10 protein-coding genes and 1 pseudogene are annotated in these 13,391 nt (G+C 28.2%); all 11 read left to right on the top strand.

Annotation, left to right across the window (positions count from 1 at the left end):
- Positions 1-216 precede the first annotated feature (216 nt).
- The 11 genes and pseudogenes from uvrC to A500_RS10045 all read left to right on the top strand — a co-directional run bounded on the left by uvrC (position 217) and on the right by A500_RS10045 (position 13,143).
- Entirely contained in the window at positions 217-2,085 is a 1,869-nt protein-coding gene (gene uvrC / locus A500_RS10095; protein ID WP_016207484.1) for an excinuclease ABC subunit UvrC, read from the top strand.
- A 118-nt stretch (positions 2,086-2,203) separates the two neighbouring features.
- On the top strand, positions 2,204-3,118 hold the full coding sequence (gene murB / locus A500_RS10090) for a UDP-N-acetylmuramate dehydrogenase (RefSeq protein ID WP_016207483.1): 915 nt from the start codon (positions 2,204-2,206) through the stop codon (positions 3,116-3,118).
- Between the two features lie 285 nt (positions 3,119-3,403).
- Positions 3,404-3,886, top strand: a complete 483-nt coding sequence (locus A500_RS10085; RefSeq protein ID WP_016207482.1) for an LURP-one-related/scramblase family protein — start codon at positions 3,404-3,406, stop codon at positions 3,884-3,886.
- 124 nt (positions 3,887-4,010) lie between these two features.
- The gene (locus A500_RS10080; protein ID WP_016207481.1) at positions 4,011-4,799 is read left to right on the top strand and encodes a TIGR00266 family protein; all 789 of its coding nucleotides are present in this window, start codon (positions 4,011-4,013) and stop codon (positions 4,797-4,799) included.
- A 76-nt stretch (positions 4,800-4,875) separates the two neighbouring features.
- Positions 4,876-5,979, top strand: a complete 1,104-nt coding sequence (hisC, locus tag A500_RS10075; protein ID WP_016207480.1) for a histidinol-phosphate transaminase — start codon at positions 4,876-4,878, stop codon at positions 5,977-5,979.
- Positions 5,980-6,129: 150 nt separating this feature from the next.
- Positions 6,130-7,014: an RNase adapter RapZ gene (rapZ, locus tag A500_RS10070; protein WP_016207479.1), complete on the top strand. Its 885-nt coding sequence runs from the start codon at positions 6,130-6,132 to the stop codon at positions 7,012-7,014.
- Positions 7,011-8,366, top strand: a complete 1,356-nt coding sequence (locus tag A500_RS10065) for a gluconeogenesis factor YvcK family protein (protein WP_016207478.1) — start codon at positions 7,011-7,013, stop codon at positions 8,364-8,366. The genes rapZ and A500_RS10065 overlap by 4 nt, the downstream gene beginning before the upstream one ends.
- Positions 8,367-8,521: 155 nt before the next feature.
- Complete coding sequence (locus tag A500_RS10060) at positions 8,522-9,769, top strand: sensor histidine kinase (protein ID WP_016207477.1); 1,248 nt, start codon at positions 8,522-8,524, stop codon at positions 9,767-9,769.
- A gap of 261 nt (positions 9,770-10,030) precedes the next feature.
- Positions 10,031-10,981, top strand: coding sequence for a DNA-binding protein WhiA (gene whiA / locus A500_RS10055; protein WP_016207476.1), 951 nt, complete (start codon positions 10,031-10,033; stop codon positions 10,979-10,981).
- 50 nt (positions 10,982-11,031) lie between these two features.
- Positions 11,032-12,288: pseudogene (gene dnaE, locus A500_RS10050) on the top strand (DNA polymerase III subunit alpha); the annotation flags it as partial.
- Between the two features lie 24 nt (positions 12,289-12,312).
- The gene (locus A500_RS10045) at positions 12,313-13,143 is read left to right on the top strand and encodes an LAGLIDADG family homing endonuclease (RefSeq protein ID WP_016207474.1); all 831 of its coding nucleotides are present in this window, start codon (positions 12,313-12,315) and stop codon (positions 13,141-13,143) included.
- Positions 13,144-13,391 lie beyond the last annotated feature (248 nt).

Here is a 13,391-nt window from a genome sequence, read left to right as displayed (position 1 = left end):
CAATTAAGGATGTTTTGCTACGAAAAACCTAAAATATAAGTGCAAAGCGCTTTTTATTTGAAAGTCCCATAGGACTTTCTTCCTTAATTGTTAATATTTAATTGTCAATTGATTTGCTGTGCAATTTATTAAATTTGTAATTAACTTCCTTTTGTCTCATTATCTATATAGTGATAAAATTTATATTACAAAGAACCTAATTGAAGGAGGACTTTAATGTTTGATTTTGAGTATCACCTAAAGAATTTGCCAGAAAAGCCTGGTGTTTATATAATGAAAAATTCTCTTGGCGAAATTATTTATGTAGGAAAAGCTAAAATACTAAAAAATAGAGTTAGGAGTTATTTTCAAAACTCTAAAAACCATTCTGAAAAAGTAAAAGTAATGGTGAAGAATATTTCAGAGTTTGAGTATATAGTTACGGATTCTGAAATGGAAGCTTTAATTTTAGAGTGTAACTTAATAAAAAAGCATAGTCCAAGATATAACATAGCTTTAAAGGATGATAAGTTTTATCCGTTTATAAAGATAACAACAAATGATGACTATCCAAGAGTGTTCGTAACTAGAAAATATGCCAAGGATGGAGCAAAGTATTTTGGACCATATACAAATGGGACAGCAGTTTATGAGACAATAACATTAATTAATAAAATTTTTCCAATAAGAACCTGTAAATTAATAATAAATGAAAATGGACAGAAAGTAAGACCTTGTTTAAATTACCATATTAAAAAATGTGTAGCGCCTTGTGCAGGATATATAACAAAAGAAGAATATGGTAAAATGATTAATGAGATTATGGATATACTTAATGGTAAAGATAAAACAATAAAAAATTCTTTAAAGAAGAGTATGGAAGAAGCTTCTATGAATCTTGAATTTGAAAAAGCTGCTAGATATAGAGATAAGCTTTTAGCAATTGATGCAATAGTAGAAAAACAAAAGATATTCAAGACTATGGAGGGAGATGAAGATTTTATAAATATATATCAAGATGAAAAGGATAGTTGTATTCAAATATTCTTTTCACGTGATGGAAAAGTGACAGGACGTGAACATTTTATTTTTGAAAATACAGCAGATGACAAGGTTGGTGAAGTCTTAGAAGACTTTATAACGTCTTTTTATGGTGGAACAGCAAAAATTCCGAAAACAATATATCTGCAAGATATAGAGGATTCAGAACTTATAGAGGAATTTTTAACAATAAAAAGAGGAGCTAAGGCATGGGTTAAAGTACCTCAAAAAGGTCAAAAAAAGGATATGCTTGAGATGGTAAAAAATAATGCGAAAATAACATTAGAGCAATTTAAATATAAATTCCTTAAAGAAAAAGAAATTAATAGGATAACATTAGAAGAATTAAGAGACTTATTAGACTTAGATGAAGCTCCATTTAGAATTGAATCATATGATATTTCAAATATACAAGGAGTAGATTCAGTTGGAACAATGGTTGTTTTTGAAGAAGGAAGATCAAAAAATAGTGATTATAGAAGATTTAAAATTAAATCAGTAAAAGGTGCTAATGACTATGATAGTATGAGAGAAATATTAGAAAGAAGATTTTCTCATGGACTTGATGAAATAAAGAGAATTCAAGAAAGAAATTTAAATTTTTCAAGCGGTAAATTTTCTAATTTCCCAGACCTAATAATGATGGATGGAGGTAAGGGCCAAGTTAACATAGCATTAGAGGTGTTAGATAAATTAAATATAAGCATTCCAGTTTGTGGATTAGTAAAAGATGATAAACACCAAACTAGGGGAATTATATATAATAATAAGGAGCTTATAATAAATAGAAGTTCAAATCTAATGCAGATGATTAGAAGAATACAAGATGAGGTTCATAGATTTGCTATTACATATCATAGAACATTAAGAGATAAACGAACTTTACACTCTATATTAGAAGATATACCTAATATAGGAGAGAAAAGAAGAAGAAATCTTTTAATGAAGTTTGGAAGTGTTGAAAATATTAAAAATGCAACACTAGATGAATTGCTAGAAACACCTAGTATTGATAAAAAAGCAGCTCAAAGTATAAGAGATTACTTTAGCATAAAGGAAAAGTAGTAACAAAATGGTTACAAATTAAGTAATATATATAAATATGCTTCTGATGGGTTGTTTATTCAAGATTTTTAATTTATACTATGTAAAGATATTACTACGTATATATAAGGAGTTAGGTATGAATCAATATAAAGAGTTTAAGAACTTATTCGAAGAATTTTACAAAAGCGAAAATATTATTCTTGATGCAGAAATGAAAGACTATGTTCATTTTAGAGTAGGTGGGCCTGCAGACATCCTTTTGATTCCAGAAGATAAAGAGCAAGTGCTAAGAACAATAAAAATTTGTAAAAAAAAGAACATACCTTTCTACGTAGTTGGAAATGGATCTAACTTATTAGTAAAAGATGGCGGAGTAAGAGGCGTTGTTATTAAGTTAAAGAATGTAAATGGCATAAAGGTTTATGAAGATATAGTAGAAGCAGAATGTGGAGCTATGTTAAAAGATGTATCTAATGCAGCCTTAAAAAATTCCTTAACTGGATTTGAGTTTGCATGCGGTATTCCTGGAACTGTAGGGGGAGCCGTGTTTATGAATGCAGGTGCATATAATGGTGAAATTTCTAATGTGATAGATAGTGCGGAAGTTATTGATAGCGATGGGCAACTAATAAGACTATCAAAAGATGATTTAGAGTTAGGATATAGATCATCGATTGTTATGAAGAAAAATTATATTGTTTTATCATCAAAATTTAAGTTACAAGTTGGGGATGTAAATAAAATTAAGGATACAGTTGATGATTTAACTTGTAAAAGAGAATCAAAACAACCTTTAGAATATCCTTCAGCGGGAAGTACATTTAAAAGACCAGAAGGGTATTTCGCAGGAAAATTAATACAAGATGCAGGTTTAAAAGGATATAGTCTAGGTGGAGCGGCAGTTTCTGAAAAGCATTCAGGATTTGTTATAAATAAAAATAATGCTACGGCTAAAGAGATTTTAGATTTAATAGAATATATTCAAAGTGAAGTTAAAAGACAATTTAATGTTGATTTACATCCAGAAGTTAGAATAATAGGTGAAGATTAAATCAATTGATAATTAACAATTTATGAGGAAATTCAGTCATAGCTGAATTTCCTTTTTTCTTTTACAACAAATTGATAAGAAATTTATTTAGATCACAGTGTAATTCACAGTTAACAATTTCTTAATTCAATATATCTGAATTATTTCAACAGCTGTGAGCTCTAGAGAGTTTGTTTTGTAAAATAAATAATTGTCGAAATAAATTTTAGAAGTTTTATTGACAATTATTAAGTGGTATAATATACTATATTTAGAGTTAAAAAATATTTTATAAAGGAGAAGTTTATGAGAAGGTTTTATATTAAAGAAAGATTATTTGCCATTGGAGCTAAATTTGATGTGCTAGATGAAAATGACAATGTAGTATTTATAGCAGAAGCGGATAAGTTTGATATAGGGAAAAATATTAGTATTTATGATTCTAATAGAAATAAAGTACTATATATGAGACAACAAATAAGATTAGGTGCACATAAGTATATAGCTTATGATTATAACATGAGGGAAATTGCAACAATTAAGAAAGAATTCATGGTTCCAGAATATAATATAACAGGGTCTTTAGGAATAATGAGTATGGAATCAAGTAGCATGCTTGGAAGACACTATATAATAAAGAAAGATGGTATGGAGATAGGAAAGATAGATAAGGAATTAACTTTGGGGCGTGATAGATATTCCTTAGAAGTTTTAGATGAAAGTTATACGAATTTTTTTATAGGATTACTTGTAATGATAGATATGGTAAGATTTCACAATAATAATTAATTACTAATATCAAGGCTTAATAGCTAATCCTCATTATGTTATAATAATTATATAAATATAATTCTAATAAAAGAAAATAATTAATAATATATTTTATAAGTTTATAAAAAGGAAGGTAGAAATAATGGTTCACGAAATAGATTATGAAATCTTAGGAAAAGAAATGCAATATGTAGAAATTGAATTAGATCCAAGAGAAACTGTAGTTGCTGAAGCTGGAGCAATGATGATGATGGATAACAGTATAACGATGGAGACTATTTTCGGAGATGGAAGTGAAAAATCTCAGGGAGGATTTTTAGGTAAACTTGGAGGAGCAGCAAAAAGAGTTATTACAGGTGAAAGTTTATTTATGACAGCTTTTACTAATTCGGGAGTTATGAAACAAAAGGTAGCTTTTGCAGCACCTTATCCAGGAAAAATAATACCTATAGATTTAAGAAACTTAGGTGGAAGATTAATTTGTCAGAAGGATTCTTTTTTATGTTGTGCAAAGGGAATAAGTGTAGGTATAGCATTTACTAAAAAGCTTGGAGCTGGATTTTTTGGTGGAGAAGGTTTTATATTACAGAAGTTAGAAGGTGACGGTTTAGCCTTTATTCATGCAGGAGGAACTATTATAAAAAGAACATTAATGCCAGGAGAAACAATAAAGCTTGATACAGGATGTTTAGTTGCAATGACTCAAAATGTAAATTATGACATACAGTTTGTAGGTGGATTTAAAAATGCTGTATTTGGTGGCGAAGGGTTATTTTTTGCTACATTAACAGGCCCTGGAGATGTTTGGATTCAAAGCTTACCATTTAGTAAACTAGCATCTAGGGTTTATTCAGCAGCACCACAAAATATGGGAAAGCAAGTTGATCAAGGAAGTGTTCTTGGAACTATAGGAAATTTATTTGAAAGATAAACTTTAAAGTATAGAATCCTTGTTATAAAAAATATATAATTATATCAATAAATAACAAGGGGGCATTAAAAGTAAAATGGAATGTAAAGTGAGAGAAGAAGTTAAAAAGTTAGAAAAGTATGTAGCAGGAAAACCTATAGATGAGGTTAAGAGGGAATTTGGAATAGATGAGGTTGTTAAACTTGCATCTAATGAAAATCCACTAGGGACTTCAAATAAGGTTAAAAAGTTAATGCTTGAGTTGGTAAATGAAATGAATATGTATCCAGATTCAGCTTCATATGATTTTAAAAAAGCTTTAAGTGATAAACTTAAAATAAATAGAGATATGATATTTTGTGGGGCTGGTTCAGATTCATTAATAAATGTAATATGTGAAGTATTCCTAGATAAAGATGATGAAAGTATTATGCCAGAGATTACTTTTCCAAGGTATGATAGTAATACTGTACTTATGGGGGCAAAGCCAGTAAAAATCTCCTTAAAAAATAATCGACTAGATTTAGAAATGATGATAAATGCAATAACAGATAAAACAAAAATAATATGGTTTTGTAACCCTAATAACCCTACAGGAGATATATTTACGGCAGATGAACTAAATAAAGTATTATGTAAAATACCTAAAAATATAGTTATAGTAATGGATGAAGCTTATTATGAATATGTTACTTCAGAAGATTATCCAAACTCATTAGAATTATTAAAATCATATCCAAATATGATAATACTAAGAACATTCTCAAAGGCTTATGGCCTAGCTGCGTTAAGATTTGGATATGGTATTGCTAGTGAAGAAATAGTAGATTATATGAATAGAGTTATAAATGCTTTTGATGTTAATTTATTTGCTCAAAAAGCAGCTGTTGCTGCATTAGAGGATGAAGATTTTATAAATAAGGTTAAATTGTTTAATAAAAAACAAAGAGAATACCTAGAAAAACAATTTAGTGAAATGGAATTAAATTATATAAAGTCTCAAGCAAATTTCATAATGGTTAATGTTAAAGGTGACGATAAACCAATACATGAATATTTACTAAGACATGGATATATAATAAGACCAGGATATCTATTAGGTATGCCTAGTTGGATAAGAGTAACTATAGGCACACAAGAACAAAATATTGAGTTTTGCAAATTGTTAAATAATGCTATAGAAGAACGAGATAAAAAATAGTTAAAAATAGAGAGGAGTATAAACTTTTCTCTATTTTTACTTTGTATTAAAAAACATAAATAATAGTGGAAGATTTATTAAAGTTATAAAAATAGCTTTAATATGATATAATTTAATTAAATAATCTTCTAAATAAAGGGAGGCATAATTATGAGATTTATAATAGTTACAGGACTATCAGGAGCAGGAAAAACCGAAGCAACAAGAAGCCTTGAAGATATGGGATATTTTTGTGTAGATAACCTTCCACCAAAATTAATACCAAAGTTTGCAGAAGCCTGTGTTCAAAGTCAAGGTAAAATAGATAAAGTCGCATTAGTCATAGATATAAGAGGCGGAATTTTCTTTGATGATTTATTTGAAAGCCTAAACTACTTAAAAAAGCAAGATTTTAAGTATGAAATATTGTTTTTAGATGCGTCAGATGAAATTTTAGTTAAGAGATTTAAAGAATCAAGAAGAAGTCATCCATTAGCGCCAGGAAGTAGAGTTATTACTGGAATTAATGAAGAAAGAAATAGGTTAAGAGAGGTTAAAGATAGAGCGGATATAATAATAGATACATCAAAATATGCAATTAGAGATTTAAGAGAAGAAATGAATAAAAATTATGGAGATATGAAGCAACCTGAAAAACAATTATCTATAACGGTTTTAAGTTTTGGATTTAAATATGGAATTCCAGTTGATTCAGATTTAGTGTTTGATGTTAGATTTATTCCAAATCCATTCTATATACCAGAGCTTAAACCATTTTCAGGAAGTGATGAGCCTGTTAGAAAATATGTACTTGATCAAGAAGAAACTAAAGGCTTTGTAAAAAGAGCAGAGGATATGTTAGATTTTCTTATACCTAACTATAAAAGAGAAGGAAAAAGACAACTTATAATATCAGTAGGATGTACTGGAGGAAGACATAGATCAGTAGCAATAGCTAATGAAATATATAACAAGTTATTAGCAAGAAACTATAATGTTTCTGTTGAACATAGAGATATTGTAGAGGATGTACATCAAGGAGCTAAAAAACTATGAGTATTAAAGATTGGCTAAAGCCGGGGGTTAGAATTAAAAGATGGCTTTTCTTTGGAATATTTGGGATTTTATTAATTGCTTTTGGATTTACTGAACTTGCAGTACGAAGGGTATATGATTTTTATTATAAAATATTTTATATCTTCTTAAATATTACAGGAATATTTGTAATTTATATATCTATTGTAGAAAGTATGAAATCAATAATAGCATTGACAAATAAGGGATATATACATTTATCTCTAGATAGTAGGAAAATGGAAAATCTTATATATGAAAAAAGATTATTAGTAAAGGGTCCTAAAATAGTAGTAGTAGGTGGAGGAACAGGGTTATCTACTATGTTAAGGGGATTAAAATATTACACCTCTAATATAACGGCAATTGTTACAGTTGCTGATGATGGAGGAGGATCTGGGGCTTTAAGAGAGGATTTAGGAATGCTTCCACCTGGTGATATAAGAAACTGTATATTAGCTCTTGCAGATACTGAGCCATTGATGGAGGAATTACTTCAATACAGATTTCCAGATGGAAGACTTAAGAACCAAAATTTTGGTAATTTATTTCTAGCTGCTATGGATGGCGTAAGCGATAATTTTGAAGATGCAGTTCAAAAAATGAGTTCAGTTTTAGCAGTAACAGGTAAAGTATTACCAGTTACATTAGAAGATATGAAACTTATTGCTGAACTTGAAAATGGAAATAAGGTAGAAGGTGAGTCCCAAATTCCAGAAGAAGTATTAAAACAAAATTCCAGAATTAAAAAACTTATGATAGAGCCCAAAGAGGCTAAACCTTTAGAAGATGCTATAAAAGCAATAGAAGAAGCTGATGCTATAGTATTAGGTCCGGGAAGTCTTTATACAAGCATAGTTCCCAACTTACTAGTGAAGGACATTGCAGAAAGTATAAGAAAAAGTGATGCAATAAAGATATATATATCTAATATCATGACTCAACCTGGAGAAACCCACGGGTTTAAAGTTTCGGACCATATAAAAATATTAAAAAAATATGGTGGTAGAGGCATTGTAGATTATGTAGTTGCAAATAGAGGAGATATTCCTGAGGATATTAAAGAAAAATATTCATTGGATGGTTCTGAATTAGTAGAATTAGATATAAAAGAAGTAAGGGGATTAGGTGTAGATGTTGTTGAAGCGTCTCTTGCAAAGATCCAAAAGGGATATGTTAAACATGATTCAGAATATTTAGCAGAAGTTTTAGTAGATACTATAATGGAGAAAAAGCTATTATATGATAGAAAGAAAATCATAGAATATATGTATGTATCACAAAGGATAAAAGAAAGAGATAAAAAGAATAAAATTAATAGTAAAAAGAACTAAGATGATTAAAAAATCCTCTTAGTTCTTTTTATAATGTTATAAAAAATGCAATATAATTGAGTTATATGGAAAAATATATAATTATTTGCTAAAATATTCTATATAATTAGAAGTAGTAATTTATAAAAATAAAATAGTATAGAGGATTGTGTGGTATGGATATATTAATGATATTTATTGAAATGATGCTAGTAGTACTTTTGTATAATACCTTATTTAATAAAAGTAATAATAAAAACTTATTTAGATACTCAGCTGTAATAGCTATATGTAGTATATTATTTTATAACTTTAAAAGTATAAATGGAATATTGATTTATTTAATACTATTGTTATTTGAAATTTTTGCAATAGCATTTATAGATAAGAAGGATAATAATCTTGTATTAATAGAAATAGTAATTTGTGTTGTAGTAACCTTTATACTTCAAAATATATCAGTTACAATTGTATATTTAATAACTAGAAAAACAAAAGAATTAGTTTTTTTACATATGGGATTGTTTGTTGTTAGTATAGTCTCAATTATGATTTTTTCAAAAAGTTATATTAAGAAAAAAAGCTTGGATTTTGAGGATGATATAAGGGACAACCTATTAATATCAAATATATTTTTAAATATATTTATGTTTTTCATGATATTAAAGGTTATTTATGATAGCGGTAAATTTTCGAATTTAATAGTTATAGAAATAATTTTACTTATATTTATTAATATATTTTTAAATATTAGTTTTTATAGAACCTTACATAAAAATATATTAAAGGATAAGAGTATAGAAGTTAAAAACGCTTACAATCCATTATTAGACGATATAATAGAAAATATAAGAGCAAATGAGCATGAATATAAAAATCATATGAATATGCTGTATTCAATAATATTTGTAGCAAAGGATATTCCAGAACTTAAAGAAAGAGCAAGCAAATATCTTGGTGAATTAGATCATAAAAATATATTGAATTCTATATTAGAAATAGAAAGTACAATAGTAAAATCTATTTTATATAGTAAGCTAGTTGAATGTGAGCAGTTTGGAATAAAACTTAATTATTCTATAAATAGCAATATAGAGGACTCTTGTTTAGATGATTCTGAAATAACTATAATATTAAGTAATTTATTAAATAATGCAATTGAAGCTACTAAAAATTCGGATAAGAAAGAAATTAATATAAAAATTTATAAATATGAAAGAATTTTAATAGAGGTTTCAAATAATATTGAACCAGAGAAAATAAGTAATTTTGATGTAGAAGATTTCTTTAAAAAAGGTTTTTCAAGTAAAGGAAAAGGAAGAGGTTATGGTTTATATAATGTTAGAAAAATAGTTAAAAAATATAAAGGTGATATAAGAATAAAAGTAGAAGGAGAAAATTTAGCTATAGTATTGTCTATATAAAACATAAATTAATATTTTTTATAATATATATTTAAATTAAATAAGTTAAGAATATATAGTGAATGTATTATATATATGTTTCGATTAAAACTATATATAATTATGATGTTATAATATTAAAAGTTAATAGTTTTATTTTAGTGTAGAATATTTATTAAAACTTATATAACAAATTAAACGACTATAATTTACATATAAATTTTTGTTATATTTATGATATAATTACATGATAAGAATAGATAATAAGGAGAAATAGGCCATATGTCATTTTCATCAAAGGTAAAAGGAGAAATTTGCAGATATTCTGAATTAACGAAAGAAGATGCATTAGCTGAAATATCAGCAATAATGAAAGTAAGTGGGACAATATCCTTTAGTGGATTAGGGTTAGCATTTAGGATTACCACTGAAAATCCAGCATCTGCAAGGCATATATTTAGTTTGCTTAAAGAGCACTTTAACATACATTCAAAGTTAATGGTTAAAAAAAGTAACTCATTAAAGAAAAACAATATATATATGGTACTTATAGAAGAGTCTATGGGGGTAAGAGATCTTTTAAGAGAAACTGGTATACTTACAGAAATAGAAGGGGTATTAACTTTAGATTATAGAATAGATGAGAATATGGTTAAAACAGAAGAGTTAAAAAGAGCATATATAAGAGGAGCTTTTATAGGTGGTGGTAGCATAAGTAATCCAGAAAAAACTTATCATCTAGAATTTGTTACTCATAGCGAAGATTATGCTAAAGACTTATCAGTTTTAATAAATACTTTTGGACTAAATTCAAAAGTAATACAAAGAAAAAATAGCCATATTATTTATTTAAAAGAAGGTGAACAGATTTCAAATCTTTTAGGAATAATAGGAGCGCATACCTCATTATTGGAGTTAGAAAATATAAGAATAATGAAGGAAATGAGAAATAATGTAAATAGGCTTGTAAATTGCGAAACAGCTAATTTAAGTAAAACAGTTAATGCAGCAGTAAGGCAAGTTGAAAGCATAAAATTAATACAAAGAGAAATAGGTCTTCAAAGGTTACCTAAAAATTTAAGAGAAATAGCAGAACTTCGACTAAGCTATCCAGACGAATCATTAAAGGAGCTAGGAGAAATGCTAGATCCTCCAGTAGGAAAATCTGGTGTCAATCATAGATTAAGAAAAATTGAAAAAATAGCAGAGGAAGTTAGATCAGGAACCTATTAGTACAGTTAACAGTTCATAGTTAATTGTCAATTGAAAGGAGGATGTTTTATATGAGTAAAAAATTTACACATCTACATCTCCACACAGAATATAGTTTACTTGATGGTTCAGGAAAAGTTAGTAAAATAATTAATAAAGCTAAAGAGCTAGGTATGGACAGTATTGCTATTACAGATCATGGAGTTATGTATGGGTGCGTTGCCTTTTATAAAGAGGCAGTTGAGCAAGGAATTAAGCCAATACTTGGTTGTGAAATATATGTAGCAGCAAAGTCAATGGACATTAAAATAAATGATAAGGAAAATAGTACTCATCACTTAGTTTTATTAGTAAAAAATGAAGAGGGATATAAAAATCTTATGGAAATTGTGTCACAAGCATCCATAAGAGGATTCTATTATAAACCAAGGGTGGATCATGATTTCTTAAGAGCTCATAGTAAAGGGCTTATTGCATTAAGTGCCTGTTTGGGTGGGGAAGTGCAATCTTGGCATCTTAAGGATAATTATGAAAAAGCTAAAGAAATAGCACTTCTATATAAGGATATTTTTGAAGATGGTTTTTACCTAGAGATACAAAATCATGGTATGGATGAACAAAGAAAGGTTACAGAAGCAAATATTAAATTATCAAAGGAAACAGGAATTCCTTTAGTAGCAACTAATGATGTTCATTATATAAATCAAACTGATTCAGAGTCACACGATGTGCTTATGTGTATTCAAACTGCAAAAACTATCGATGATCCAAATAGAAGAAGGTATCCTTCAGATCAATTTTACTTAAAATCCCCAGATGAAATGTGGGATATGTTTTCATATATTCCAGAGGCTTTAGAAAATACAACTAAAATTGCAGAAGAATGTAACTTTGATTATGAATTTCATGTATCAAAGCTTCCTAAGTTTCCAGTTCCAGAAGGCATTGAGCCATATGAATATTTAAAAAATATTTGTTATTCTGGTTTAATTGAAAGATATGAAGTTTTTAAAGAAGTTGTGGGTAAGTCACTAAGTGTGGAAGAAGTTGTGGATTATTACAAAGAAAATGAAGAAGCCTGTGGATATATTGAGAGATTAGAATATGAACTATCAGTAATAAAACAAATGGGATATGTAGATTATTTCCTAATTACCTGGGATTTCATAAGATTCTCTAATGAAAGAGGAATCCCAACAGGGCCTGGGCGTGGATCGGCAGCAGGTTCAATAGTAGCATATACGTTAGGAATAACAAAAATAGATCCAATAAAATACAACTTACTTTTTGAAAGATTTTTGAATCCTGAAAGAGTAAGCATGCCAGATTAAGTGGTAATAAGGTGATATTAGTTGAAAAGATTTGAATTAGATATGTATAAAGAACAAATTACTAACATGTATTTAAAAAAACAATTTCCATGTAAGAAGATAGCCAAGGAATTAGGTTGTAGCTTATGTGGGGTATATGATGCTCTAAAAAGATGGGGAATTCAAACACGGAATTTATCAGAAAGTCATAAACAAAAACAATATGATGAATCATTTTTTGATTATATAGATAATGAAGAAAAAGCATATTGGCTAGGATTTGTTTATGCAGATGGATACATTACAACGGGCAATAACCTAGGCATTACATTAAGTAATAAAGATATTGATCATTTATATAAATTTATTAAGGCGATAAATGGTAATTTTCAACCTAAAACCTATAAAGGCACTGGGTATTCAGAAAATTTATATTCACGTGTAATGTTAAAATCTAAAAGGGTTGTAGATGGACTTATTAAAAATGGAGTCAAATATAATAAGAGCCTAATTTTAGAATTTCCAAGTAATGAGCAGGTTCCAGATAATCTAATAAGGCATTTTATTAGGGGATATTTTGATGGCGATGGTTCAATAGTGTTAAGTAAAAATTCTATAAATATGAAAGTATGCGGAACTAAGGAGTTTTTATATAAAATGATAAGTACGCTAAATAACAATTGTACTTATGAATATAAAAAAGTTTTATATAAAAGAAGGAATGATGATAAAAATACCTACTATATTAGTTTCGGTGGGCGCTTAAAAGTCTTAGATGCTTTAGAGTTTATTTATTCAAATTCAACTATATATCTTGATAGAAAGTATGAAAGATATCAAACCTTATTACAGAATTTTAGTCGTTCACTATAGAAATATGGTGATTAAAGAGCCTTGAATTGCTAGAAAGCCCTTAGAGCTACTAATACTAAAACGTAAGAATGAGAAATGTCTAAGCGTGAATGTTGAAAAATTAGTAGATTGGGTAATTAGCAGCGAAGCCTTGAAGAGAGGAACGTTCAACGACTAGTCCAAAGGGACGTAGCTATAATATAATTATGGCGAAGCGGGGCATCCCAAACCGTTAAGGTCGGTGGGAGAAGATATAGTCTATACCCACT

Origin of the sequence: Clostridium sartagoforme AAU1 (assembly GCF_000401215.1) — a bacterium.
Lineage (GTDB): Bacteria > Bacillota > Clostridia > Clostridiales > Clostridiaceae > Clostridium > Clostridium sartagoforme.
This window is presented reverse-complemented; position numbering and strand designations above follow the sequence as displayed.

Bases quoted from the DNA above. Each gene is read 5' to 3' on its own strand.
- uvrC (WP_016207484.1), top strand. From the start codon at position 217: ATGTTTGATTTTGAGTATCACCTAAAGAATTTGCCAGAAAAGCCTGGT.
- murB (WP_016207483.1), top strand. From the start codon at position 2,204: ATGAATCAATATAAAGAGTTTAAGAACTTATTCGAAGAATTTTACAAA.
- A500_RS10085 (WP_016207482.1), top strand. From the start codon at position 3,404: ATGAGAAGGTTTTATATTAAAGAAAGATTATTTGCCATTGGAGCTAAA.
- A500_RS10080 (WP_016207481.1), top strand. From the start codon at position 4,011: ATGGTTCACGAAATAGATTATGAAATCTTAGGAAAAGAAATGCAATAT.
- hisC (WP_016207480.1), top strand. From the start codon at position 4,876: ATGGAATGTAAAGTGAGAGAAGAAGTTAAAAAGTTAGAAAAGTATGTA.
- rapZ (WP_016207479.1), top strand. From the start codon at position 6,130: ATGAGATTTATAATAGTTACAGGACTATCAGGAGCAGGAAAAACCGAA.
- A500_RS10065 (WP_016207478.1), top strand. From the start codon at position 7,011: ATGAGTATTAAAGATTGGCTAAAGCCGGGGGTTAGAATTAAAAGATGG.
- A500_RS10060 (WP_016207477.1), top strand. From the start codon at position 8,522: ATGGATATATTAATGATATTTATTGAAATGATGCTAGTAGTACTTTTG.
- whiA (WP_016207476.1), top strand. From the start codon at position 10,031: ATGTCATTTTCATCAAAGGTAAAAGGAGAAATTTGCAGATATTCTGAA.